Source organism: Methanococcoides sp. AM1 (assembly GCF_900774055.1).
GTDB lineage: Archaea > Halobacteriota > Methanosarcinia > Methanosarcinales > Methanosarcinaceae > Methanococcoides.
Genome location: NZ_CAAGSW010000006.1, coordinates 93,906 through 118,012, shown reverse-complemented (window position 1 = coordinate 118,012; position 24,107 = coordinate 93,906). Strand labels below are relative to the sequence as shown.

Genomic DNA, 24,107 nt, shown 5'->3' with positions numbered 1-24,107 from the left:
TTATGGGAAAAAAAACACAAGCTAAAATCTCAAGGAAAACCAATCCAAGGATTCCATCGTTAATCGCAGTGTTGAAAGACTCAGCACGTGACAACGGCGCACCTATCTGGAAAGATATGGCAAAAAGGCTCGAGAAACCTAACAGGAACTATGCTGAGGTAAATCTGAGCAAGATCAACAGGTGTGCAGCAGAGAACGAACTGGTAATGGTTCCAGGTAAGGTACTGGGTGCCGGTGTACTGGGACACGCTGTAACTGTTGCAGCATTGAGTTTCAGCACAACTGCTGTTGATAAGATCACAAGTGCAGGCGGGAAGTGCATTACCATTGAACAGGTTCTGGAAGATAATCCAGCAGGTTCTGGTATCAGGATCTTGAAGTGAGGTGTTTCAAATGACGGTAATCGATGCAAATGGTTTAATTATGGGCAGACTTGCAAGTAACGTTGCAAAGAGACTGCTTTCAGGCGAAGAGATCGCAATTGTAAATGCTGAGAATGCTGTGATCTCCGGTTCAAAGATAACAACCTTTGAAGAGTATGATGAGATCAGGAACATGGGCACACGTGAATTCGGTCCTTACTTCCCAAAAAGACCAGACAGGATCCTCAAGAGGACTGTCAGGGGAATGCTTCCATACAAGCGCACAAGGGGCAAGGAAGCAATGGCTAACCTCAAGATCTATGTAGGAATTCCTACTGAGTTCGAGGAAGCAGAACTTACAACTGTTGATGGAGCAAACATGACACGTTTAAGTTCTAACAAGTATGTGACCATTGGTGATCTAAGCCGCAAATTAGGTGCTAAATTCTAAGGGAGATTTATTCATGTCTACTAAAGTTGTCAATTCATCAGGTAAAAACAAGACTGCAATTGCACGTGCAACAGTTTCTGCAGGTACAGGTAAGGCAAGGGTCAACAAGAAACCTGTTGAGATCTATGAACCTGAATTTGCAAAACTTAAGATAATCGAACCTCTTATGCTGGCAGGAGATGCAGTTTCCGGCCTTGACATTGATGTTAAGGTAAGTGGAGGCGGAATCATTGGCCAGGCAAATGCGATCAGGACTGCTATCGCAAGAGGTATTGTTGAGTGGACCAACGACACCGACCTAAGGGATGCTTTTATGGCATATGACAGGAATCTTCTGGTCAACGACTCCAGACAGAAAGAGACCAAGAAGTTCGGTGGACCTGGCGCTCGCGCTAAATATCAGAAATCTTACAGGTAAGGTAGGTAGTTACAATGATTCCAGTTCGCTGTTTCACATGTGGAAAAGTAATTGCAGGAAGCTGGGAAGAGTATACCAGGCGTGTGAAGGACGGAGAAGATCCTGCTGCGGTACTTGATGATCTTAACTTCACAAGATACTGCTGCAGGCGTATGTTCCTCGCACACGTCAACCTTGTGGATATAATGGCTCCGTATCAGTGAAAGGGACCGTAGGGTAGCCTGGACCATCCTTCGGCGTTCGGGACACGGTTCTTCTTTCGAGTCTGTGCGAACCACGCCGGTACCTGAGTTCAAATCTCAGCGGTCCCATGATTCCCTTTACAGGGATGACCGATAGGCAGCTGAGATTATATATGACCATATTCGGAGGGATTCCGAATACCATTTCATATTTAACAGACCAAACTAACAAATGAATAAAACTGCTTTTGGTTCATGGTTATTTGTTAATATACAATATCACTTATTGATACATTCAAATTGTTCTTTCTAATGATGGACTTTTTATAAGGTGATCAGTTGAGCAAAGAGAAGTTTACTAGGTATGAGCGTGCAAGGATCATTGGTGCAAGATCACTTCAGATAGCAATGGAAGCTCCAATATTGATCGACACTGATAGTACTGATTCGCTGCACATAGCTACATTGGAATTTGAGAAAGGTGTTATACCAGTTACAGTGAAGAGAAATTACGAATATTTGAGGTGAATTTTATGGAATCTACAGAAAATATTGAAGTTAATGCTGAAGAAAGCGCAGCAGCACAGGAAGCAACCGAATCAACATCATTAGTACCTATAGATGAATATCTGGCAGCAGGTGTGCACATTGGTACACAGCAGAAGACCCAGAACATGATGAAGTTCGTCTACCGTGTAAGGACAGATGGTCTTTACGTGCTTGATATCCAGTCAACAGATGAGAGGATCAGATCAATTGCACATTTCCTTTCAAAATATGACCCATCCAGAATACTTGTTGTGTCCGCACGTCAGTACGGTCAGTATCCTGCAACAATGTTCTCCAAGGCAGTAGGCGCAGTTTCAAGAGTTGGAAGGTTCATTCCAGGTACTCTTACAAACCCTGTTCAGGAAGGTTTCTATGAGCCAGATGCAATTATTGTGACAGACCCTGCAGGAGATGCACAGGTAATTAAGGAAGCTGTCAGCGTGGGTATTCCTGTAGTTGCATTCTGTGATACCAATAACATGACATCCAATGTCGATCTTGTTATCCCAACCAACAACAAGGGTAGGAAAGCACTTTCTCTTGTGTACTGGCTTCTTGCAAGGGAAGTTGCAAACGAAAGGGGTATTCCTTTCAACTACGAGTTAACCGACTTTGAAACAGGTCTTTAAACGACCTGTTCTCATTTTTTCGTTGCACCATTGCTCATACAGCAGATGTTCCATTGGGGGCGCAAGAGGTGACAATAGTATGAGACAACCAGCTGTTGCAGGTCAGTTCTATCCGTTAAGTCCGAAGACCCTTAAAAAAGAGGTTTCCAGATGCTTTAATAGCATTGAGGTCACTCCTCGCGATGTTATCGGAGCAGTAGTTCCGCATGCAGGATATGTTTATTCTGGTTCAGTTGCGGCAAATGTTTATGCAAGCTTACCTAAAGCTGATACGTACATCTTTTTTGGACCGAACCATACGGGGTATGGGTCCCCTGTGGCAATGTCGCAGGATACATGGAAGAACCCACTTGGTGAGATCGAAACAGACAAGGATATTGGCAAGCTTCTTGCAGGTACCATTATCGATATGGATGAGGTCGCTCACAGATATGAGCATTCCATAGAAGTACAGATACCTTTCCTTCAGCACAGGTTTGGGAATGATTTCAAGATCCTTCCTATATGCATGGGTATGCAGGATGAGGAGACTGCTGTGGAGGTAGGTCAGGAAGTTGCGCGTGCAGCCAAAGAGTCCGGAAAGAAGGTAGTTTTCATCGCATCAAGTGATATGTCACATTATGTTCCTGCAGAGCATGCTGAGCGTGTAGACCATTATCTGATAGAAGCTATTCTGGACATGGATGTACCTGAACTTTATCGCAGAAGATATGAGGAGAACATCTCAGCCTGTGGGTATGGTCCTATCTCAGCAATGTTGAGCGCTGCAAAGGAATACGGTGCAAAGAGCACCGAATTGATAAAATACGCCACAAGCGGAGAGGTTTCCGGCGATCCTAATGTCGTAGGATATGCTGGCATTATTGTGGAATAAAATTCTGTACAAGGGGCTTTTAAGATGATCACATGTTCCGCACCGGGGAAAGTCTATCTTTTCGGTGAACATGCCGTAGTTTACGGTGAACCCGCTATTTGTTGTGCAGTGGATATACGCACACGTATAAATGTTGCCCCTGCAGATTCCATAATTATTAGTTCCAGCCTCGGTACTACCGGGATCGACTTTGAGGTCCATCCTTATGTTTCAGCGGTTGTTGAGCGTTTCCAGAATATGTCCTCTCTTGAAGGTGTAAGCATCAGCATCGAGTCCGAGATACCTGTTGGTTCAGGACTTGGCTCGTCTGCTGCTGTTACCATAGCAACGATAAAGGCACTGGATAGTCTGCTTGGCATTGGTCTTGAGCTTGATGATATTGCACGAATGGGGCATGAGATCGAGCAGAGGATACAGGGTGCTGCAAGCCAGACTGATACATATGTCTGTACCATGGGTGGAGTTGTCATGATACCCCAACGTAAGGTGCTTGATCTTATTGATTGTTCTATTGTTGTCGGTAATACCAATATCTTCTCTTCTACAAAGGAGCTTGTAGCAAATGTTGCAGAGCTGAATGAGAAATTCCCTGATGTTGTCGGTCCTGTTCTATCATCCATCGGAAAGATGTCAGTAACGGGCGAGGAACTTGTGAATGCAAAGGATTATGTTTCTATCGGCAAGCTCATGAATATTAATCAGGGTCTTCTGGATGCTATTGGTGTGGGTTGTTCTGAATTAAGTTCATTTACGTATGCTGCCCGTGACAGTGGAGCATATGGTGCAAAGATAACCGGTGCAGGAGGTGGTGGTTGTATGGTGGCGATCGCTCCGCATGAACTTGTGGGCGGGGTAGCTGCTGCAATTGCTTCTGCAGGCGGGGAAGTTGTTGTTACAAAAGCAACGGATATTGGTGTAAGGGTGGAATCCCTGTGAGTTCAACAAACGATATCACAATATTGAAAATTGGCGGGAGCGTCATTACCGACAAGAATTCGGAGGATGGTCTTGCCTGGGAAGAAGAGATAGTCCGCATTGCGCGTGAGATCTCAGGGTTTGAAGGAAAACTTATCATTGTTCATGGTGCCGGTTCATTTGGTCATCCTCAGGCAAAGAGGTATGCACTTACCGAAAGATTCCATGCAGAAGGTGCGGTTGTCACTCACAAGGCTGTAAAATCCCTGAACCGGATCGTTGTGGACATTCTGGACGAAGAAGGTGTCAATGCGATCGCAGTTCATCCTATGGGCTGTACTGTTGCAAAGGGTGGCCGGATCTCAGAGATGTATCTTGGCAGCATCCTTTTGATGCTTGAAAAGGGTCTTGTGCCTGTACTGCATGGTGATGTAGTGATGGATACTGAAAAAGGCGTGTCTATCGTATCAGGTGATCAGGTAATTCCTTATCTCGCAACGGCACTTGGTGCTTCCCGCATTGGTGTTGGCAGTGCTGCAAACGGTGTCCTTGATGACAAGGGCAACACTATTCCTGTGATCACTTCGGATAATTTCGAAGAAATGAAGGGGTATATCGGTGGTTCGGCAGGTACGGATGTGACCGGTGGTATGCTTGGGAAAGTGCTTGAGATGCTGGATCTTGGAAAAGCATCAAGTATAACTTCCTATATATTCAATGCAACAGTTGCAGGGAATGTTTCGAGTTTTCTGAATGGTGAAAATATCGGGACTGCAATTAGAGAATCATAATATACATTTACAGGTTTGATAAATTTGAGTACGTCCAGAAGAAAGATAGAACATCTTGAGCATTGTGCGCAGCGTCCGGTAGAATCAAGGGACGTTACGCCAGGATTCGATGATGTGATGCTTGTACACAGAGCACTACCTCAGATCAATATGGACGAGATCGACCTTTCCACCAAATTCCTGGGAAAGGAGTTGAAGGCACCTTTTTTGATAGCATCAATAACCGGAGGTCATCCGGATACCAAGCCGGTAAATGCAGCACTTGCAGAAGCTGCTGAAGAGGTTGGTGTTGGGATCGGCGTGGGTAGCCAGAGGGCTGCCATAGAGGACCCTGAACAGGAAGATTCATTCAGTATCGTGCGTGATGTAGCTCCGAATGCATTTGTCTATGGGAATATCGGGGCAGCACAGCTCAGGGAATACGACATTGAATCGATTGAAAAGCTTGTGGAAATGCTGGATGCAGATGCAATGGCTGTTCATCTCAATTTTCTTCAGGAGGCTATACAGCCTGAAGGCGACAGGGATGCTACCGGTGTGCTTGAAGCTATAGAAGAGGTCTGCTCATTGAAGGTCCCGATAATTGCAAAGGAAACCGGTGCGGGTATCTCCAAAGAAGATGCACAAATGCTTAAAAAGGCAGGCGTCAGTGCAATAGATGTTGGGGGAGTTGGTGGAACCAGCTGGTCCGGCGTGGAAGTTTATAGGGCAAATGAAAGTGGTGATACAATATCCGGGCATCTGGGTGAACTATATTGGGATTTCGGAATTCCCACAGTTTCCAGTGTGCTTGAATGCAGAAGTTCCCTTCCTGTGATAGCCACAGGTGGTGTCAGGACAGGCCTTGATATTGCAAAATCCCTCTCTCTGGGAGCATGTGCTGCAAGTGCAGCGCTTCCTTTTGTTGGACCTGCACTGATTGGAAAAGATGCGGTGGTAGAAAGCTTGTCAGGCATGCTCAATGAACTGAAAGTTGCAATGTTCCTTTGCGGATGTGGGACTGTCAATGAGCTTCATACTGATTCGAAGACCGTGGTCACAGGCTGGACAAAGGAATACATAACACAGCGTGGTTTTGACTTAAAGGAACTTTAAGTAAGGTCGCATCTGTAAAAGAGCGATCATCATCAAAACACAACAATTCACATTCATTTTTTGGTCAAGGGACCAAAGGAATAACTTGTATTGAAAGTAACCGAAATTTATTGGAGGAAAATATGACAGATATTGGAATAATAGCAGTTGGCGGATATAATGAAATGGGCCGCAACATGACTGCTATAAGGGTTGACGAAGACATCATTATCGTAGATATGGGTCTGAGATTAGATAGGGTCCAGATCCATGAGGATGTGGAAATTGATAAGATGCATTCTCTTGAACTGATTGAAATGGGTGCTATACCTGATGATACGATCATGAAGCAGGTCAACGGCAACGTTGCTGCTATCGTTTGTACACACGGGCACCTTGATCACATTGGTGCGATCTCAAAGCTTGCACACAGGTACACTGCACCGATCATCGGTACTCCGTACACAGTTGCTCTTGTTAAGCAGCAGATCGAATCAGAACGCAAGTTCGGTGTAAAGAACAGGATCATCCCGGTTGAAGCAGGTGGTATCTACCAGGTCAATGATGAGGTATCTATTGAGCTGATACGTGTCCAGCACAGTATAATCGACGCTGTATTCGTAGCAGTCCACACACCAGCAGGTGCTGTACTTTATGCTTGTGATTTCAAGCTTGACCGTACACCTACACTGGGTGAGCAGCCGGACTTTGACAGGCTCAGGGAACTCGGAAAGGAAGGCGTCATCTGTATGATGGTGGAAAGTACCAATGCAAAACGTGCAGGGAAAACACCTTCAGAGAGGATCGCTCATGACATGGTCCGTGATGTACTTCTTGGTACAGAGGAATCAGATGTTGGAATGATCATAACGACATTCGCTTCTCACATATCCCGTATTAACTCTATCATCCAGTTCGCTGAAGAGATGGGGCGTATTCCTGTATTGATGGGTCGTTCCATGGACAAGTATGTAGTAACTGCAAAGGATATGGGATACATTGATTTCCCTGATAATGTAGAGATCTACGGTAAGAGAAAGGATATCGATAAGGCGTTCAAGAAGATCATGAAAGAAGGTAAGGAAAAATACCTGCCTATTGTAACTGGTCATCAGGGTGAACCTGGTGCTATTCTTTCACGAGTTGCAAAGGGTGATACTCCTTATGAAATTGAGTCCGGAGATCGTGTTATCTTCTCTGCAAACGTGATCCCAAGTCCAATGACACAGGCAAACCGCTACGCACTGGAAACCAAGATCCGAATGAGAGGTGGCCGTATCTATGATAACGTGCACGTTTCAGGACATGCTTATCGTGAAGATCACTGGGAACTTCTGCGTTTGATCAATCCAGAACACGTAATCCCTGCTCACGGTACTATCGAGATGCACAGCGCTTATATCGAGATGGCAGAAGATGCCGGCTACGTTCTGGGCGATACCGTACACCTGTTGAGAAATGGTGAAGAACTATATATTGAAGAATGATCATTTGAATTATAACATAGTCGTGGTTAGTATGGATCTTATGGATGAAATAAAAAAGCGAAGTGTGCATGTCGATAAAGGGATAGGGGAACTTCTTCCGATCGCACATCCTGAAGAGCTTTACAAAGCATCAAGGTACTTGCCGGATGCAGGTGGAAAACGTCTCCGTCCTACTGTCCTTATGCTTGCAACTGAGGCGGTAGGTGGCGATCCCATATCCGTTGTTCCGGCAGCAGTAGCTGTTGAACTGGTTCACAATTTCACCCTTGTCCATGACGATATAATGGACAATGACGATGTCAGGCGTGGAATGCCTGCAGTTCATGTAAAGTGGAGCAGTGAAGGTGCTATCCTCGCAGGAGATACTCTCTATTCCAAAGCTTTTGAGATCATCTCATCTATGGAGAAGGATCCTGCACGCATACTGAAGTGCGTTGCTCTTCTTTCAAAGACCTGTACTGAAATATGTGAAGGTCAGTGGATGGATATTGATTTTGAGACTCGTGATTCTGTTTCAGAAGAAGAGTATCTTGAGATGGTTGAGAAAAAGACCTCTGTGCTCTATGGTGCAGTAGCAAAGGTCGGTGCCCTGCTTGGCGGAGCTTCCGATGAGGTTGCAGATGCGCTTTATGAGTTCGGCCGTCTTGTAGGGATAAGTTTCCAGATACAGGATGATGTCATCGACATGGTGACTCCTGAAGAGATCCTCGGCAAGGTCCGTGGAAGCGACCTGATAGAAGGCAAGAGGACACTGATAGCTATTCACGCTCTCAACAATGGCGTTGAACTTGAGATATTCGGGAAAGGCGGAACTGCTACTCCTGAACAGATCGATGAGGCAGTTGCCATACTTGAAAGATCCGGTTCAATTGGATATGCACAGGAACTTTCTGCAACTTACCTTGAAAATGGTAAAAAGATGCTCGATGTTCTTGACGACTCTGAGGCAAAGGATATTCTGCTTGCTATCGCAGACTACATGGTAACCAGGAACTATTGATTTCGTTTCCCTTCCATGGTGGAGGGAATCTTTTCTTCTTTTTTATTTTGATCTTTATTCTATTCTACTCCTATCGATTCCACTCCACTCCATCTCACTTCATTCACACCAGTCTGATCTATTGCACTTTATTCCACTCTTTCTCATTTAACTGGATCTTATCTCATCTCGTTCCATTCTACTTAAAGAAGGTTTTTTAACCATCTGTGATAATGTTGTCTTGGGGAATACTAATGCTTAAAGAAGCGATGTTCTATGAAAAGCTGGATGAGGGGAAAGTTCGATGCAACCTTTGCAATCACAGGTGCAAGATATCTTCAGGTAAAAGTGGTATCTGCGGGGTGAGGGAGAATCGCGATGGTATGCTTTTTTCCCTGATCTACAACACTGTTTCCAGTGAGGCAGTTGATCCAATTGAGAAGAAACCATTGTTCCATTTTAAACCCGGTTCAAAGGTTTATTCCCTGGGGACCATTGGATGTAATTTCAGATGCAAGCACTGCCAGAACTGGACAATTTCCCAGGTCAGGCTGGATGAGGCTGTATCCATGGAGATCACGCCGCAGGAAGCAGTGGATAGGGCCATTGCCACAGGATCATCATCTATTGCATGGACCTACAACGAGCCGACCATCTGGTATGAGTACACTTATGATTCTGCAAAGCTGGCAAAAGAATCCGGACTGGGGACAGTATATGTGACCAATGGTTACATCACTCCGGAAGCATTGCGGCACATATCTCCTTATCTTGATGCTTTCAGGGTGGACATCAAGGCTTTTACGGAAGAGTTCTACAGGGAGACTGTCGGTGCCAGGCTTGCACCTGTGCTGGAGTCTGCAAAACTGGCAAAGGAACTGGGGATGCATGTGGAGGTAGTTAATCTTGTCATACCGACACTGAACGATTCTGAGGATGAGCTACGGCAACTCTCCGCATGGGTATATGAAAATCTGGGCGCTGACACTCCGATACACTTTACCCGATTCCAGCCATATTATAAGATGAAGCATCTGCCGCCAACACCGGTGGAAACACTTGAGATAGCCCATGGTATTGCATTGGATGAAGGTTTGAGGTACGTTTACATTGGAAACGTTTTTGGCCACCAGTATGAGGGCACATATTGTCCTTCTTGTGGCGAACTTCTGATAGGGCGCGGGCTATTCGATGTGAATGAGTACAATATTACTCCGGAGCACAAGTGCCGCAATTGTGGGGAGCCTATCAATATCTATGGTGAATATGGTGGTCTTTGAGTGGAATCCTAGGGCGGTATTTTGGTTCAAAATTGCGAAAATTCCTGCTTATTGCGGGCATTTTTGCTTTTTCGAACAAAAGGTTTAAGTTCGATAACTGCATTAGGAGGAATCGTGCGTTGAAGCGCAATCAAGTGCCGCTATAACTCAGTTGGTAGAGTGTCTGACTGTTAATCAGAATGTCACAGGTTCGAGCCCTGTTGGCGGCGTTTTCTACTTACCTTTTTTTGAGGGCCTATAGCTTAGTCAGGTTAGAGCGCCCGGCTCATAACCGGGCGATCACCGGTTCAAATCCGGTTAGGCCCATCTCAATATTCAATTAAGTTTAACTCTGTTCTTTGCAGATCTTAATAATAATAAATAACAAAAACAAGAAACAAGCTGAAAGAAGTCTTGGGTTCTTTTAAGGCTCTACCTTATACTTCCTGCCTTCTTCTGTTGGATGATAGATTATCCAGTTACCACTTTTCTCCCGATGAATAAGCCCATTATCCACAAGGATCGAAAGATGGTAGGAGAGTTTTGAATCGGGCATATTTGTGATATCCTTGATCAGGCAGACACACAGGGGCTGCACCAGCACAAGGTTGAGTATTTTCAGGCGTATCGCGGAGGATAGTGCATGATGTATGCCACTTTGCCTGGCGATCTTGTCATCATCTGCGATCCTCAATGCAATACCTTCAGTTCCCCCAAGCAGTTTCACTTCATTTTCGATCGGTTCAGGAATTATCATCTAATGCACCTATTGGAAATAATATTGAGTAAACGCTGTTATTATTATGATATCCATTAATGGTATCAGAAGTGAAATATCTTTTGTAGCGTAAGATCATTTCATGTACTTTAATTCCATCATCCTTGTGATAGCAGATGGTCCGTCAAGTTCGTTGGAGAGGTCATGTAGCTCCCGACTTTTTTCAAGTAACTTTCCGTCATTTGTGATCTCATGTATGTATTCAAGGAGTTGTGCAGGGGACGTTGAATAGTTCAACTTCCTTCCGCATCCGTCTTCTTCCAGTGCATTAGCGTTGTTCTCCTGCTCGTTGTGTCCAATGTCCGGAAAAGATAACATCGGGATGCCAAATGAAAGAGCTTCCATCATCGTACTGTGACCTCCGGGTGCAATTACAAGATCGGAACTTTTTATGTATGGGAACTGGTCCTCAATGAACCTGAGTATGGTCACGTTTTCTGGCAGGTCAGTGAAGTCATCGGGATCGACACTTGGCCCGGACAGGAGTGTATAACTGATCGTAGTATCCAGTCTTGCTGTTTCGATGACCTTTCGAAATATCGGTTCACGATATCCAAAACCACCAACTGTGGAAAGCACATGCGGTCTGCTAAGATCCGCTTCGATCACTTCTTCATACTTTTTCCCGACAAGTGGTCCGCTGTAGAACACATTATCTTCTTTTTCATCCTCAAGATCAAGGTTCAGGCGACAGATTGTGTCTGGCATAGGATAGTCCGGTATGATGATCCCGTCAACTTTCCTGAATATCGCGTTATAAAATCTCTTTGTTACCTTTCCAATGAGCTTCATGAAAGATCCTTTATCGTAAAAGAATTCCTCCATGTTAGATTGGTTTATCATAAGGTGCACAGGGATCTTTTTGAACATCGCAGCAAGGGTTGCAGTGTAATAACTGTCTGATATAACCACCTGGGGTTTGAATTCTTTCAATTGCCTGCTGACCTTTCTGATCCCGAGCAATTGACCACTTTTGATGGTAGCAAGGACTGATCTTTTAAGATCAAGGCTGCCTGCATCACCCACAAGCTGGATCTCCGGCGGAATCTCTATTGTTTGCAATCCTTTCTTTTCAATGAGTTCTCTGGAATACCCGTAGGCTCCGATCATTACATCATGACCTGCTGCCTGTATTTGTTGTGCAAGTGGTATGCAGCGGCTGGTATGTCCGAGTCCTTCCCCGCAAACAAAGAGCATTATTTTCATTGTGATATCCTTCCCTTACTCTCTTTTTCATTTTTTCTGATTTCCTGTTCGTCTTTACAGTTAATCCTTTCCGACCATCCTAATATATTCTCACGGTATCTTGTTGCAATATAGTAACTTGTAACTGCCAGCATTATACCTCCGATCATATCAGTGATCCAATGTATTCCCAGATACAATATCGTAAACTGGATGGCAATAGTGATTGCAACTGCAACTGCTTTATATCCTATGTTTTCTGCCCTGGATATAATGAGCAACATTGCCATTAGGGAAAGTGCTGCATGAAGGCTTGGGAAGCAATTGTCAAGTGTAGGGTCGCAGATACGCACGAAATGCACGATGGATGGATCAAGGGTGTAAAGCAATGGTGCCATATTGGGTAATGTTTTACTTGTCACGTCCACAGGGAACAATATGTAGAACGGGTATGCTATCAGGTAGATGAGTGTAAATGCTATAGAGAACTCCTGCAGGCTTTTTTCATCCTTTTTATATGCGAATATAAGGAAAGTACCTATCAGGAGGCCGGTGAATCCAATAAGGTATACAAAGGCTGAAATGTACGTAAGCAAGGGTGAAGCAAAAGCCTGTAGGTGAGTTACGGCACCTCCTTCGATCATGACCATGAAACTTGCATAATTCAATGTAGGGTTCAGTTTCAGCAAATGCTCAATATCTAGTTGCAGAAGCATCAGGCCAAATACAAGGATTGCAGCAAATGCATATGGGAGGAAATTAGATATAAAATGCAGTTTGTTGTTTGGTTCTGTTCCTTTTCTTCTAAGGTTTAAATCTTTCTGCATTTTTTACTTCCGTCATCTTCTTTAATTAGAATGAATTAGGTTGCATCATATTTATACATTATGTATATCGTCAGACAAGTCGATATATCGAAACAAATCTGTTATATGGGACTACGTATATAGTCAGTAATATTAATTCGACTGAAAAATCCCCTTATTTATAGGAATGATCTATGTGAACAAGCTAAGAAAATGGTTGTTAATTTCTTTTCTTATAAGTGCCATTTCCATTGTTCTTGTTATGTTCTATACAATAGGTCCACAAACACTGGAACTTATCCATGATATAAGGCCGGAGTTCCTTCTGGCTGCTGTATTTCTTCACTTGAGTTCCTATATCCTCTGGGGCTTGCGGACAAAAACAATGTGTAACTCACTTGGCTTCAGGGTGGGTTTATCCAGATCGATCGAGATCGTTACTTCAAGCACTTTCCTTGCATCTGTCACTCCATCATCAATTGGCGGAGAGCCTTTGAGGGTACATCTGCTAAATCAGGACAATGTACCTGTGGGAAAGGCTACTGCGGTAGTTCTTGGAGAGCGATTACTTGACGGTATCCTTATCATGATGTCGGCCCCACTTGCCCTTCACCTGTTCCGCAGGATCATATCGTCATCCGGCCTGGATATTGTGATAATGGTCGGAGAGTTGTTCCTCATTCTGATATTTGTAATGGTGATCTATGCAGTCTGGCATCCTCACCATACAAAGAAAGCGCTTTACTTCATACTTCATCGGGTTGCAGGATTTATGGGGAAGGGAGGCGATCCTCGTCTTGACAGGGTTCTGGGAAAGATCGATCTTATCATTGAAGACTTCCATGATAGCATGGCCTTCTTTGTGACAAAAGGGCGCAAAGGATTGCTATTTGGTAGTGTTTACACTGTTCTCTTCTGGTTGGTTGAATTTGCCATGGTTCCGGTGATCCTCATGGGATTGAATCAGCCACCATCTATTATCATCTCATTTGCTGCACAGATTCTGCTAATGATACTCTTGGTCATTCCGGTCACTCCGGGTTCAAGTGGCGTGGCAGAGCTTGGTGCAACTTCCCTGTTCTCGGTTTTCGTTCCGGCTTACATGGTTGGCATAGTTGTTATTGCATGGCGTGTTTTCACACTTTACATGAACCTTATTGTAGGTGGTTTTGTAAGCTTCAAAATACTCAAGGATACAGATTATATTCGGAATCTTATGAAATAATATTCTCGAATATCTCAAATATATTGAATGTTTAAATGGGTGTTCAAATAAATATTTAAATTAATAGATGAACTTGGATGCCTGAATTATCAATAACCGGAACCGATACTTGAATTAATGAACAATACCTATGCGAGTAATAGAATGTTTCCAATAATAGCTGTTGATATCTCAGGTCGTCACAGGATAAATCGGGGGTACTACATGGTCTGTGCTGCTGTTGCAGTTGATGTCTCTGCAAGTCATATCGAATCAGTTTCCCAGATAGCCGTAAAACCTTTTCTGGTATCTTCAGCACCAGATATTGTAGATGTTGTCAGTATTATCGAAACAACTGTTGCGGAGATAAATTACCCTGGTGCCATTATATTGGAGCATGGGGATCTGTACAATCAGCCGGAATGGCTTTCACAGAGAATGTTCTCACGCGAGTTCAAATATCAGGAATCTCTAAGCGAAAGGTTGGCAATAGAATTTGCACACCATGTGTCCCTTAGTTCCAGAAATCTTCTTATGAAGGAATTGGGCATTGATTGATTGATTGATTGATTGATTGATTGATCGATTGATTAGTTTAACCACTTACCTATACATCCATCAATTTGTTTATCACTAATAGATAAACATTGGATATGTATCCGCATGATTCCGTTCAAGGTTGTATTATGAAAAAAACCATTGTTGTCCAACGAAATGATCCGAATTCTGATGATGCTGCAAATGAGCGGAAGCTGGCCGAGCTCAAGGAGTTAGCACATGCTGCTGATTATGTGGTTGTTGGCACATTGGTGCAATCAAGATATCCTGACCGGAAGTACCAGGTAGGTCGTGGCAAGGCAGATGAACTCGCAGAACTTGTAGAAGCTCTGGATGCTGAAAAAGTAATTTTTAACAACCAGCTATCAACGACGCAGATCTATAATATCTCCGAGACCTGCAAATGTGAGGTTATGGACAGGTTCCAGCTTATCCTTGAGATATTTGCTGCAAGAGCTACCACAAGACGTGCAAAACTGCAGGTCGAGCTTGCAAAATTGCAATATGAGCTTCCTAAGGCAAGGTCTATTGTTTCCCTGCTGAAAAAAGAGGAACGACCGGGGTTTATGGGTCTTGGAGGATATGAGGATTCGTATGAGCAGGATATTAAGAAACGGATCGTAAGGATCAGGACCGAACTTCTTCATTCGTGCAAGGGGAGTGAGTCACTTCGCAGTTTCAGGCATGAGCGGGGTTTTTCACTTGTAGCTCTGGCAGGGTATACGAATGCGGGAAAAAGTACCCTTTTCCAGTCACTTGTCGAGGAGGGGACAATAGTCGAGGACATGCTTTTTACGACACTGTCTCCTACAACACGTTCTCTCACGATCAACAAAAGAAAAATGCTTCTGACGGATACTGTGGGATTTATCGAAGACCTTCCTCACTGGATGGTAGATGCTTTCAGGTCAACTCTTGATGAGATCTTCCTGGCTGATATCATTCTTCTTGTGGTGGATATGAGTGATCCTGTGGATGTTATCAGACAGAAACTGGCAGTCAGTCATGATATCTTTTGGAAGAGAACAGAGGGTGCTGTGATAGTTACTGCTCTTAACAAGACAGACCTGCTTCCTGAAGATGATCTGAAAGAAAAGCTGGACGTGATCGATTATCTTGCTCCTGATCCAGTCATGATATCTGCAATATCTGGAGAAGGCCTTGACGAACTTAAGCAGCTTCTATATGGTAACCTTCCTGAATGGGAACATTGCAGGATATCCATCCCGATGTCCGAAGAGGGGATGTCCATGGTATCATGGCTTTATGATGAAGGTATTGTGCACACGATCGAGTACGGTGATTCTATTATTATGGATATAGAAGCAAGGGATGAGATCATTCAGAAAATGCAGTCTTTCGCTATTTCTTCTTAATAATATTAACATTCGGTTAATATTTGTTCGTATACATGCGAAAAGTATATATGGGTACAGAACGTTTGTATAATTGCGAACGGGTTTCTTCATACATCCCCTAAGTACTACACCACAAATCCCCTATTTAATCGACTTGATTCATCCCGTTCGCTTTTTAGTCCTCCTATTTTTCTTTTTTTGACCAATTATGCAGGGCATTCTTCAAAAACTTTATAACTGGAAAGCACAGCTTTCTCTATATGCGTATTGATCTTCATGTCCACTCCTGTTTTTCAAAGGATAGCAATGCTGAAATAGATTCTATTCTTGAATTTGCAAAAAAAAATGGTCTTAATGGTGTTGCAATATGTGACCATGATACCCGGGAGGGAGGCCTTGCCTGTGCCAGAAGGGCAAAGGAATTAGGTTCTGATATGGTTGTTATCCCTGGGATTGAGGTCACCTCTTCTAAAGGACATATCCTGGTACTTGCTCCGGATGGGGACATCGAACCAGGAATGACCCCTGAGAAAACAATAGAACGTGCAAGAGAGCTTGGAGGTGTTGTGGTAATTCCTCACCCTTTCAAGATAACATCTCATGGTATCGGGTACGTTGAAGGGCTTGATGCTGATGCTGTAGAGGTCCTGAATTCCAGGTGTGTGACCGGTGGTGCTAACAACAAGGCAAAAAAGGTTGCAAAAGAGCTTGATTTCCCGCAGGTAGGAGGCAGTGATTCACATGAAGCAAAGATGGTTGGTTGTTCTTATACTGAGGTGGATACTTCGGAAAGGACGGTGGAATCAGTGCTTCAGGCCATACGTGACGGGAACGTAACTTCCGGAGGGCGAAGGACGCCTGTTTCCTATGTTGTAAAACAGATGATCGTGGGAACCGGGAAAAAGATAAAGCGCGCTTTCGGCATGCACACTTGATATTATGTTAATATCATATTATTGCACAATATTTTCATTGTTCCCATTCTTTCATTCCTGAAGGTATTCCTCATTGAACATCTTCAATACCAAAAGGAATGTTGAGATCAGTAATGGTCCTACTACGATACCTATGATCCCGAAGAGGTAGATACCTACAAATATTCCGAGCAGGGACACAAAGGGGTGCATAGCTCCTACTTTTTTCTGAATAAAAGGCCTGAGGACATTATCTATATTGCTGATTATTATTCCGATCACGAGTATTGCAACACCTGCAACATAGTTCTTCAATGCAAATTGTACAATGGCTGCAGGGATCCATACAAGGGGTGCACCTACCACAGGCAAAAAAGACAGGATCGCAGTGACAGCTCCCCAGAGTGTTGCTCCTTGTATTCCTAATGCATAGAAGGTCAGACCAATTAGTGATCCCTGAAGGAGTGCTATTAATAGTGTGGCAATGAGGGTGGATTGTATGACGTTCTTGAGCTCTCTTAAAAGTATCTCGGTGTTCCTGTTGTTGAACGGGACAAATTCCTTGAGCTTATTATCAAACCCTGTGTTGGTGGATGTGAACAGGTAGTATAGCAAAAAGAACATGATAGTCAGGGAGATGATCTGGCCGCTGATGTTCTGCAGTGCTGATAAGATGTATTTGCTAGTGTATGAACCTATGGTGGATGCGATGTTGACCACTTTTTCCTGAATTTTCAGGTCAGGTGCAATCTCATTCAGGTAGTTTATGTTCTCTGTGATGTCAACATAGCTAATGTTGGTAGCAATACTGCTGATAACAATTTCGAGTTCTCCTACGATAGAAACGAACAGGAAATAAAGTGGTATGAGTACCAGTATGATTGACATCAACATCACGGAAACTGCAGAGACATCTTTACGCAGTTTGAATCGTTCTGTAAGCAGGCAATATACCGGTTTGAATATTACATAAAGGATGAACGCTCCCAGAAAAGCATTAACGTAGGGTAGCAGTGCATAGCTTAGCACGATGGCAAGTATGATTATGCATAGGAGTGCTAAAACCATCTTTACAGACCGTTCTTTTCTCATCATAAATCATCCAGTCTTATTATATTTATAGTGTTCGAATAGAAAGGAAGATCACTAAGGGAATAAAAATGATCTTGGGTCAAACCGGAAGTATAATTGTGAATGTTGTGCCAATTCCTTCCTCACTTTCTACAAAGATCTCTCCCATGTGAGCTTCAATGATCTTCTTACAAATATGTAATCCAACACCGGTTCCACCATATTTTCTTCGGGTAGATCCGTCTACCTGATAGAAACTGCTGAATATATTGGGCAAAAGTTCCTTGGGGATTCCGATGCCTGTGTCTTTTATCTTTATTTCTAAAGTATCGTCGTAGGTTGAGGCAGAAAATATGATCTTTCCTTTAGAAGGTGTAAATTTTATTGCATTATCCAGAAGGTGAGTAAACATCCTTTCCAGATGTTCGATGTCTCCCAGTATGGCAGGAAGGTTTTTCGGAACATGATTTTCAATTATCAGTTCCTTCTTCTCTACATATAAGGCTCTATCTTCAATTATGTCTTCAATAAGTCTTGCAGGATAAAGTGGTATTATATTATACTTTATGTTCTGGTTGCGTTCTCCACTTACGTACAGTAGAGAGTCGATCAGATGTCGAAGCCTTTCTGAATTTCTGAGGACCGCATCCAGTGCATTTTTCTGGGAATCGTTCACTGTCCCCAGCTTCTCTTCCATTAATAGTTCGCAGAAACCTTTTATGGATATGAGTGGAGTCCTGAGCTCATAATTAAGATTTGTCAGGAACTGGTCCTTTATATTATCGAGTAACTTAAGTTCCGTGTTCGCTTCTTCCATTGCGCTTTCTGCAAGTTTTCTCTCCGTAATGTCATCGCCGGAACTAATGGTTCCCAATATGTTCATTTCATCGTCCCGAAGTACTACGTCGTGCCAGAGTACCCACTTTTCATCTTTATTTTTGGTAATGATGGGCTTTTCAGAGAATTCAGGAGGCTCAATAGTTCCGCTAATGACGCCTAAATAGCCTTTCTTTATATCATCTCTGATGTATTCCGGTACGAAAACATCGAACCAGTTCTTCCCCATGACCTCCTCTTTTGAGTAACCAAGAACATCACATGCCTTCTGGTTCACGAGGGTAACTCTGAAGTCCCTGTCAACAACTCCGATGATCGAACCTGCGACATCAATATATCGTTGTACCTGATCCCTTTCTTTGACAAGTTCCTCGTGCAGATGACGCATGCGAAGAAGTGAACGTACTCTCGTTGTAAGTTCCAGTTCATCAACAGGTTCTATAAGGATCTCATCCGCATTTGCTTTAATGATATCTGTCTTTTCCTCATTTTCGAGGAGGGATGTAACTACTATTACGGGTAACAGCTTGTTCCGAATCTTGTTCTTTATTTTCTTGCAGACATCGTGTCCTTCCATATCTGGTAGGTCTTTGCCAAGAAGAATAAGTTCGGGATTTTCTTTTTCTACTAGTTCAAGGGCTTCATTGCCTTTAGTGGCCCTTATTATATCGTAGTCTGCTGAAAGAACAAGGCTCAAGCTTTCAACATCAGGACCTTTTGCTTCTGCAACAAGGATCTTTGATCTCTTGCTTCCGTTATGTTCCCTGGTACTTGTCTTCATTAATGCTCCCTGTAATGTTCCATCAATTGTATGGTATTACAGTAAATAAAAATGTATAATAAGGTTATGGTCATTCTTTTGTTTTGAAATAACTATTATCTGGAAGATCTGATAAATATGGCACTTATTATTTGAGAAGTCCGATATTCTCTTTCTTGATCACGTGATCATAGTTCTTGTATCCAAGAATATCTGCTATCACATTCGTTTGTTTACCTTTGATGGCTTCAAGTTCATCGGATGTGTAGTCTGTGATACCTTTTCCAAATACTTCTCCGTCACATTCCAGTTTGACTATATCGCCTCTGTCAAAGTTGCCGATGACCTCGACAACACCGGATGGGAGCAAACTCATACTGTTAGTTAGAGCCTCCTTTGCTCCCGGATCGACTATGACGGTTCCGGATGCTTTGCTAAGTATTATCCAGCGTATCCTGTTCTTTTGAACGTACTGGTTTGCAAGGAAGAGTGTTCCGATGGTTTCTCCGGCAAGTATTCTGGTAATACTATTATCCACACTGCTATTGGCAATGACCATGTAGCAGCCGGCCATATTGCATATCTTTGCAGCTGCTATTTTAGTACGCATGCCTCCAACACCTTTCATGCTGGTAGGGCTTCCGCCATAGCTTTCGATGGTAGGTGTGATCTCCTCCACGGTATTCAATAGTACTGCGTCATCATGCCTTTTTGGATTCTTGTTGAACAGGCCGTCTATATCGGTCAGCAGTATCAATAGGTCAGCTTCAGTCTTACTTGCGACCATTGCTGAAAGCTTGTCATTGTCGCCAAGTGTTGCTTCGATCTCATGAACACAGATGGGATCATTCTCATTGATTATCGGGATAACTCCGTAGCTTAAAAGTGTGGATATGCTGTTCCTCAGGTTCAGGTATGTCAACCTGTTGGTGAAGGAATCGTATGTCAGGAGTATCTGTGCCACATTAAGGTCATACTTTCGGAAAGCATCCATCCAGTGCTGCATCAATACGCCCTGTCCGACAGCAGCAGCTGCCTGACGTACGGGTATCTCCTTTGGGCGGCAGTTCAGGTTCAGGATCTCTATACCAATTCCAATTGAACCGGAACTTACCAGTATTACCTGCTTCCCTGCGCTATGCAGCTCGGATACCTGTGATGCGACCTTCTCCATAATTTCAGTATTAAGGCTTCCATCTTCCCTGCTGATCGAAGTTGTACCTAACTTGATGACTATTTTCTTAGCATCACCTAGTATCTGTTGCCTGTTGATCAAAGCGGACACCTTTTTGTTATTATCAGTTGTTCAAAGCATCGGATAGTTTTTTATCGATCACTCTGTGAGTAAATGGCTTTGGCTCATCTCCTGCATAATCGGAGACCTTGTCCCCATTACCTAACAATACATATTTGTAAATGACGAGTCCTTCCATTCCCACCGGGCCACGTGAATGTATCTTGTTAGTGCTAATGCCGACCTCTGCACCTTTTCCATAGCGGAATCCATCTGCAAATCTGGTGGATGCATTTACCATAACACTGGATGAGTCCACAAGATCGATGAACTGCTTTCGTTTTGGTGCATCTTCTGTGATGATCGCATCTGTGTGGTGTGATCCATAGTTGTTGATATGGTTTATCGCCTGCTCAATGGAGTCAACAAGCTTTACTGAAAGGATCAGCTCATTGTATTCTGTTTTCCAATCTTCATCGGTTGCCTTTTTAATATTTTTCAGGCCAAGTTTTTCTGCGATGGTGTATGATCCTTCATCAAAACGAAGCTCGACGCCTGCTTCATCATACCTTTTCATCATTTCGGGAATGAAGTCCTCAGCGATTTCCCTGTTTATGAGCAGTGTTTCCATGGCGTTGCATACTGCAGGGTACTGCACTTTTGAGTCAAAGCATACATCATACGCTTTGTTCATATCAGCATTGTTGTCTACATAAACATGACATATTCCATCTGCGTGGCCGAGCACCGATATCTTTGTATTGTCCTGTATATATTTCACGAATTCGTTAGAACCGCGTGGGATCAGGAGATCAATATAATCGTCAAGTGCAAGGAGGTTCATGACCTCTTCCCTTGTTTCCATGAGCTGGAATGCACCGTTTGGTATTCCTTCCGTATTTTCCATTGCCTTGACAAGTATGTCAAATATTGTGCGGTTGGAGTTCAATGCTTCGCTACCACCTTTGAATATGGTGGCGTTCCCGCTCTTGAGGCAAAGTGACATGATCTGTGGGACAACATCCGGACGGGATTCGAAAATAACTCCTATGAGTCCGATAGGGCAGCTTACCTGATAAAGGTCCAGGCCGGTGTCAAGTTCAAGCGTCTTCATTGTTTTACCGGAAGGATCCTCAAGTTTGATAACATCACGAATACCGTTGATCATTCCGTCGATCTTCGCATTACTGACCTTAAGACGGTCTACAAGTGCCTGTGACAGTTTACCTTCGGCCTTCATTCTCCCGGCTTCTTCCAGGTCAGCGTTGTTTGCTTCTATTATTCTGTCGCGGTTCTCGTCAAGTGCGTTGGCCATGGCTTCAAGAGCCCTGTCCTTTGTCTTAGTGTCTACACTTGCAAGTGTAATGGATGCCATTTTAGCTTCCATTACTTTCTTTTCTATCTCTGTGGCCATGAAGTGATCCCCTTGTAAAAAGATAATATGATGATCTGTTCGAAGTTTAGTTTCTTCGGTCCTGTTTGAATGCTTTTGATGATGATTACTTTACTGATATAATTATCGATTTACCTGCTCTTTTTTCATGTTTATAGCATGCCGAATATGTCATCGGTGAAGGGTTTCCATCAAACAAAGCTTTCGCTCATGAACAAATGTTGTATCGAGATTAAAAAAAGCGGACTAATATCCGGATCAAAAAAGATAGAAAAAAGCAGGCAAAGCCTGCCTTTTCAAATTTATGTTTATTTTGCTGGGATGATGAGTGATCTCTCACCAGCTGGCTCGAACTCCCTGATTGCGCCTCTTCCAAACTCTTTCCTTGGTGCGGTAAAGTCGAATGGTAGAAGGTCATCTGCGAAGCAGACCTTGATCAGTGGGTTGACTGCCCATGCATCTCCACGTCCAGCGTGTGCTGCTGAAGCGATTGCGGTGTAACCACCCTGGTGACCTACGTTCATTGCGTAGTTAGGGTAGTTTGGACCACGGAGCTCAAGAGGCAGACCTTCGTCGGACTGGAAGGAGAATACGTTTGTAGCACCACACTGGTCCTGCAGGTCGAATCCGAAGAAACCAAGACGTCCGAGGGCTTCCTTGTGCAGGTACATTGAAAGGTACCATGCGGAAAGACCAGCGTTTCCGTTTCCGGTTGCGAGTGCTGTTGCACTACCTGCTGCTGCGGAGAGTACTGTTGCTCTCTGGGAACCACCGAAGTGGTCTTCGAGTGCTGTTGGGTACTTCTCGTAGTTCTCGATACCGTAGATCGTGGACTCTGTTGCGATGTCCTTGACAACATCCATTGTTGCCTTGACCTTGTTGTCGGTACCCTTGTTTGCTGCACCATCGTACTTGTCGTTGATGTAGTCAACGTTGTAGTACAGGTTATCGTCAAGGATGTTGTTGGTGTATGCAGCGGTTGCATACTGTGTGAATCCGACACCACCAGACATGTAGGAACCAAGCCAGATCTGATCGTAGAGCATACATCCTGCACCTACTACCTCGAGAGCTACGTGTGCTGGGTCTTCTGCGTCGACACGGCTTGTCTGAACGATATCAGCCATGTGACCGAAGGAAATTCCACCAGGCTCGTTTGGACCACGTGCACGTCTTGCTGGAAGCATATCTCCCATTGAGATTACACCAGCGTGCTTTGCTGCATATGAAAGGTCAGCTACTGCTGCTTCACCAGCACACATGTTGTATGCTGCGATGAAGGACATACCGACCTGCATTGCCATCCACCTTGAGGTCTGTGCACCATCTGTTGTTCTGCTTACAACGGTTGGGATGTGTGCTGCCTGCCAGGTTGTCTTTCCGATAGCTGCTTTGAGTGCTTCTGCCTGCTCTTCTGGGAACTGCTTGTTGATGTCGATGAGGAACTGGTCATCGATCTCATCTGCAAGTTCGTCGTCACCGGTGAAGATCTTACAGTAACAGTCATCTACAAGAGCTGGGTGTGTTTCGACCATGTGCTCCTGAACAACTGCTCCACCAGGGAGTGCGTGGTTGAGCACTTCAAGGTAGTGGTTGATGGTTTCTGGTGTGACTTCTATACCGAGACGCTTCTCGAGTGTCTCGTGAGCCATGTCCATACCGACGATTGTGGTTCTTCTGATGTCATCCCACATCTGCTGCATTGCAGCGTTGTTGACGTAGTGGAGGTCATCGGACTCGACCATGATGTCAGTGCCGGAAATGAAGGATGGTGTGAGTGCTCTCTGACCGAGTGGTATACCACCACAGTGCATCATTGGGTTGTAACCAACGAGTCCCCTCGCTGCAGCCATATCCTGGCCAGCTTTCTTCATCTCGACCTTTCTTGGGTTCTGGTCAACACCAAGACGGTAGTATGTCACTTTCTTGTCAGTGATCTCTCCGCCTTCCATCTTGTTGTCGCCGTGTTCTTTTGTGAATTTGATTTCCAAATCTTTCTGGAACAATCTCTTTCTATCATCTGCCATTTATCTCACCTC

General features: G+C 43.9%; 25 protein-coding genes and 3 tRNA genes. 20 read left to right on the top strand and 8 right to left on the bottom strand.

Annotation, left to right across the window (positions count from 1 at the left end; genetic code table 11):
• Positions 1-2 precede the first annotated feature (2 nt).
• The 16 genes from E7X57_RS11780 to E7X57_RS11705 all read left to right on the top strand — a co-directional run bounded on the left by E7X57_RS11780 (position 3) and on the right by E7X57_RS11705 (position 10,297).
• Positions 3-383, top strand: a complete 381-nt coding sequence (locus E7X57_RS11780) for a 50S ribosomal protein L18e (protein ID WP_135613145.1) — start codon at positions 3-5, stop codon at positions 381-383.
• A 10-nt stretch (positions 384-393) separates the two neighbouring features.
• Positions 394-813: a 50S ribosomal protein L13 gene (locus E7X57_RS11775; RefSeq protein WP_135613144.1), complete on the top strand. Its 420-nt coding sequence runs from the start codon at positions 394-396 to the stop codon at positions 811-813.
• 13 nt (positions 814-826) lie between these two features.
• Positions 827-1,231, top strand: a complete 405-nt coding sequence (locus tag E7X57_RS11770; protein ID WP_091690515.1) for a 30S ribosomal protein S9 — start codon at positions 827-829, stop codon at positions 1,229-1,231.
• A 14-nt stretch (positions 1,232-1,245) separates the two neighbouring features.
• Positions 1,246-1,434 carry a DNA-directed RNA polymerase subunit N gene (locus tag E7X57_RS11765; protein WP_091690516.1) on the top strand — a complete coding sequence of 63 codons (189 nt, stop codon included), beginning with the start codon at positions 1,246-1,248 and terminating at the stop codon, positions 1,432-1,434.
• 2 nt (positions 1,435-1,436) lie between these two features.
• Positions 1,437-1,542: transfer RNA gene (locus E7X57_RS11760), tRNA-Pro, on the top strand.
• Positions 1,543-1,752: 210 nt separating this feature from the next.
• Positions 1,753-1,941 carry a DNA-directed RNA polymerase subunit K gene (locus tag E7X57_RS11755; RefSeq protein WP_135613143.1) on the top strand — a complete coding sequence of 63 codons (189 nt, stop codon included), beginning with the start codon at positions 1,753-1,755 and terminating at the stop codon, positions 1,939-1,941.
• 5 nt (positions 1,942-1,946) lie between these two features.
• Positions 1,947-2,591 (top strand): 30S ribosomal protein S2, encoded by a 645-nt coding sequence (gene rpsB / locus E7X57_RS11750; RefSeq protein WP_081955700.1) that lies wholly within the window; start codon positions 1,947-1,949, stop codon positions 2,589-2,591.
• 79 nt (positions 2,592-2,670) lie between these two features.
• The gene (locus E7X57_RS11745; protein ID WP_135613142.1) at positions 2,671-3,465 is read left to right on the top strand and encodes an MEMO1 family protein; all 795 of its coding nucleotides are present in this window, start codon (positions 2,671-2,673) and stop codon (positions 3,463-3,465) included.
• A gap of 24 nt (positions 3,466-3,489) precedes the next feature.
• On the top strand, positions 3,490-4,401 hold the full coding sequence (locus tag E7X57_RS11740) for a mevalonate kinase (RefSeq protein WP_135613141.1): 912 nt from the start codon (positions 3,490-3,492) through the stop codon (positions 4,399-4,401).
• Positions 4,398-5,171, top strand: coding sequence for an isopentenyl phosphate kinase (locus E7X57_RS11735; RefSeq protein WP_135613140.1), 774 nt, complete (start codon positions 4,398-4,400; stop codon positions 5,169-5,171). Before E7X57_RS11740 ends, E7X57_RS11735 begins: the two co-directional genes overlap by 4 nt.
• Before the next feature lie 15 nt (positions 5,172-5,186).
• The gene (gene fni / locus E7X57_RS11730; RefSeq protein ID WP_135613139.1) at positions 5,187-6,266 is read left to right on the top strand and encodes a type 2 isopentenyl-diphosphate Delta-isomerase; all 1,080 of its coding nucleotides are present in this window, start codon (positions 5,187-5,189) and stop codon (positions 6,264-6,266) included.
• A gap of 122 nt (positions 6,267-6,388) precedes the next feature.
• Positions 6,389-7,732: an RNase J family beta-CASP ribonuclease gene (locus E7X57_RS11725; protein ID WP_135613138.1), complete on the top strand. Its 1,344-nt coding sequence runs from the start codon at positions 6,389-6,391 to the stop codon at positions 7,730-7,732.
• Between the two features lie 31 nt (positions 7,733-7,763).
• Positions 7,764-8,732: a polyprenyl synthetase family protein gene (locus E7X57_RS11720; RefSeq protein ID WP_135613137.1), complete on the top strand. Its 969-nt coding sequence runs from the start codon at positions 7,764-7,766 to the stop codon at positions 8,730-8,732.
• A 233-nt stretch (positions 8,733-8,965) separates the two neighbouring features.
• Positions 8,966-9,991 (top strand): AmmeMemoRadiSam system radical SAM enzyme, encoded by a 1,026-nt coding sequence (gene amrS / locus E7X57_RS11715; protein ID WP_135613136.1) that lies wholly within the window; start codon positions 8,966-8,968, stop codon positions 9,989-9,991.
• A 136-nt stretch (positions 9,992-10,127) separates the two neighbouring features.
• A tRNA-Asn gene (locus E7X57_RS11710) sits at positions 10,128-10,200 on the top strand.
• 22 nt (positions 10,201-10,222) lie between these two features.
• Positions 10,223-10,297 (top strand) — tRNA-Ile (locus E7X57_RS11705).
• Positions 10,298-10,394: 97 nt separating this feature from the next.
• Here E7X57_RS11705 and E7X57_RS11700 read toward each other — a convergent pair.
• The 3 genes from E7X57_RS11700 to E7X57_RS11690 all read right to left on the bottom strand — a co-directional run bounded on the left by E7X57_RS11700 (position 10,395) and on the right by E7X57_RS11690 (position 12,760).
• The gene (locus E7X57_RS11700; protein ID WP_135613135.1) at positions 10,395-10,727 is read right to left on the bottom strand and encodes a helix-turn-helix transcriptional regulator; all 333 of its coding nucleotides are present in this window, start codon (positions 10,725-10,727) and stop codon (positions 10,395-10,397) included.
• Between the two features lie 96 nt (positions 10,728-10,823).
• The gene (locus E7X57_RS11695; RefSeq protein ID WP_135613134.1) at positions 10,824-11,954 is read right to left on the bottom strand and encodes a UDP-N-acetylglucosamine--N-acetylmuramyl-(pentapeptide) pyrophosphoryl-undecaprenol N-acetylglucosamine transferase; all 1,131 of its coding nucleotides are present in this window, start codon (positions 11,952-11,954) and stop codon (positions 10,824-10,826) included.
• The gene (locus E7X57_RS11690) at positions 11,951-12,760 is read right to left on the bottom strand and encodes a phosphatase PAP2 family protein (RefSeq protein ID WP_135613133.1); all 810 of its coding nucleotides are present in this window, start codon (positions 12,758-12,760) and stop codon (positions 11,951-11,953) included. The genes E7X57_RS11695 and E7X57_RS11690 overlap by 4 nt, the downstream gene beginning before the upstream one ends.
• Positions 12,761-12,926: 166 nt before the next feature.
• Here E7X57_RS11690 and E7X57_RS11685 point away from each other — a divergent pair, with 166 nt between their 5' ends.
• The 4 genes from E7X57_RS11685 (at position 12,927) to E7X57_RS11670 (ending at position 16,794) form a co-directional block, all read left to right on the top strand.
• Complete coding sequence (locus E7X57_RS11685; protein WP_256369423.1) at positions 12,927-13,964, top strand: flippase-like domain-containing protein; 1,038 nt, start codon at positions 12,927-12,929, stop codon at positions 13,962-13,964.
• 144 nt (positions 13,965-14,108) lie between these two features.
• Positions 14,109-14,501 (top strand): DUF2209 domain-containing protein, encoded by a 393-nt coding sequence (locus E7X57_RS11680; protein WP_135613131.1) that lies wholly within the window; start codon positions 14,109-14,111, stop codon positions 14,499-14,501.
• 128 nt (positions 14,502-14,629) lie between these two features.
• Positions 14,630-15,877 carry a GTPase HflX gene (gene hflX, locus E7X57_RS11675; RefSeq protein ID WP_135613130.1) on the top strand — a complete coding sequence of 416 codons (1,248 nt, stop codon included), beginning with the start codon at positions 14,630-14,632 and terminating at the stop codon, positions 15,875-15,877.
• A gap of 242 nt (positions 15,878-16,119) precedes the next feature.
• A complete protein-coding gene (locus E7X57_RS11670) occupies positions 16,120-16,794 on the top strand; it encodes a PHP domain-containing protein (protein ID WP_135613129.1) in 675 nt (224 codons plus the stop codon).
• Between the two features lie 51 nt (positions 16,795-16,845).
• Here the strand turns inward: E7X57_RS11670 and E7X57_RS11665 are convergent, their stop codons facing one another.
• The 5 genes from E7X57_RS11665 to mcrA form a co-directional block, all read right to left on the bottom strand.
• On the bottom strand, positions 16,846-17,841 hold the full coding sequence (locus tag E7X57_RS11665) for an AI-2E family transporter (protein WP_244603693.1): 996 nt from the start codon (positions 17,839-17,841) through the stop codon (positions 16,846-16,848).
• Positions 17,842-17,944: 103 nt separating this feature from the next.
• Positions 17,945-19,462, bottom strand: coding sequence for an ATP-binding protein (locus E7X57_RS11660; protein WP_135613127.1), 1,518 nt, complete (start codon positions 19,460-19,462; stop codon positions 17,945-17,947).
• A gap of 127 nt (positions 19,463-19,589) precedes the next feature.
• Positions 19,590-20,717 carry a glutamate 5-kinase gene (gene proB / locus E7X57_RS11655; protein WP_135613126.1) on the bottom strand — a complete coding sequence of 376 codons (1,128 nt, stop codon included), beginning with the start codon at positions 20,715-20,717 and terminating at the stop codon, positions 19,590-19,592.
• Between the two features lie 22 nt (positions 20,718-20,739).
• Entirely contained in the window at positions 20,740-22,089 is a 1,350-nt protein-coding gene (locus E7X57_RS11650; RefSeq protein WP_135613125.1) for a glutamate-5-semialdehyde dehydrogenase, read from the bottom strand.
• Positions 22,090-22,376: 287 nt separating this feature from the next.
• The gene (gene mcrA, locus E7X57_RS11645) at positions 22,377-24,095 is read right to left on the bottom strand and encodes a coenzyme-B sulfoethylthiotransferase subunit alpha (protein ID WP_135613124.1); all 1,719 of its coding nucleotides are present in this window, start codon (positions 24,093-24,095) and stop codon (positions 22,377-22,379) included.
• Between the last annotated feature and the right edge of the window lie 12 nt (positions 24,096-24,107).

Bases quoted from the DNA above. Each gene is read 5' to 3' on its own strand.
- rpsB (WP_081955700.1), top strand. From the start codon at position 1,947: ATGGAATCTACAGAAAATATTGAAGTTAATGCTGAAGAAAGCGCAGCA.
- E7X57_RS11695 (WP_135613134.1), bottom strand. From the start codon at position 11,954: ATGAAAATAATGCTCTTTGTTTGCGGGGAAGGACTCGGACATACCAGC.
- E7X57_RS11660 (WP_135613127.1), bottom strand. From the start codon at position 19,462: ATGAAGACAAGTACCAGGGAACATAACGGAAGCAAGAGATCAAAGATC.
- E7X57_RS11725 (WP_135613138.1), top strand. From the start codon at position 6,389: ATGACAGATATTGGAATAATAGCAGTTGGCGGATATAATGAAATGGGC.
- E7X57_RS11650 (WP_135613125.1), bottom strand. From the start codon at position 22,089: ATGGCCACAGAGATAGAAAAGAAAGTAATGGAAGCTAAAATGGCATCC.
- hflX (WP_135613130.1), top strand. From the start codon at position 14,630: ATGAAAAAAACCATTGTTGTCCAACGAAATGATCCGAATTCTGATGAT.
- E7X57_RS11690 (WP_135613133.1), bottom strand. From the start codon at position 12,760: ATGCAGAAAGATTTAAACCTTAGAAGAAAAGGAACAGAACCAAACAAC.
- E7X57_RS11740 (WP_135613141.1), top strand. From the start codon at position 3,490: ATGATCACATGTTCCGCACCGGGGAAAGTCTATCTTTTCGGTGAACAT.
- E7X57_RS11765 (WP_091690516.1), top strand. From the start codon at position 1,246: ATGATTCCAGTTCGCTGTTTCACATGTGGAAAAGTAATTGCAGGAAGC.
- E7X57_RS11700 (WP_135613135.1), bottom strand. From the start codon at position 10,727: ATGATAATTCCTGAACCGATCGAAAATGAAGTGAAACTGCTTGGGGGA.
- E7X57_RS11775 (WP_135613144.1), top strand. From the start codon at position 394: ATGACGGTAATCGATGCAAATGGTTTAATTATGGGCAGACTTGCAAGT.
- E7X57_RS11685 (WP_256369423.1), top strand. From the start codon at position 12,927: ATGATCTATGTGAACAAGCTAAGAAAATGGTTGTTAATTTCTTTTCTT.
- amrS (WP_135613136.1), top strand. From the start codon at position 8,966: ATGCTTAAAGAAGCGATGTTCTATGAAAAGCTGGATGAGGGGAAAGTT.
- E7X57_RS11745 (WP_135613142.1), top strand. From the start codon at position 2,671: ATGAGACAACCAGCTGTTGCAGGTCAGTTCTATCCGTTAAGTCCGAAG.
- E7X57_RS11680 (WP_135613131.1), top strand. From the start codon at position 14,109: ATGTTTCCAATAATAGCTGTTGATATCTCAGGTCGTCACAGGATAAAT.
- mcrA (WP_135613124.1), bottom strand. From the start codon at position 24,095: ATGGCAGATGATAGAAAGAGATTGTTCCAGAAAGATTTGGAAATCAAA.
- E7X57_RS11780 (WP_135613145.1), top strand. From the start codon at position 3: ATGGGAAAAAAAACACAAGCTAAAATCTCAAGGAAAACCAATCCAAGG.
- E7X57_RS11665 (WP_244603693.1), bottom strand. From the start codon at position 17,841: ATGGTTTTAGCACTCCTATGCATAATCATACTTGCCATCGTGCTAAGC.
- E7X57_RS11770 (WP_091690515.1), top strand. From the start codon at position 827: ATGTCTACTAAAGTTGTCAATTCATCAGGTAAAAACAAGACTGCAATT.
- E7X57_RS11670 (WP_135613129.1), top strand. From the start codon at position 16,120: ATGCGTATTGATCTTCATGTCCACTCCTGTTTTTCAAAGGATAGCAAT.
- E7X57_RS11720 (WP_135613137.1), top strand. From the start codon at position 7,764: ATGGATCTTATGGATGAAATAAAAAAGCGAAGTGTGCATGTCGATAAA.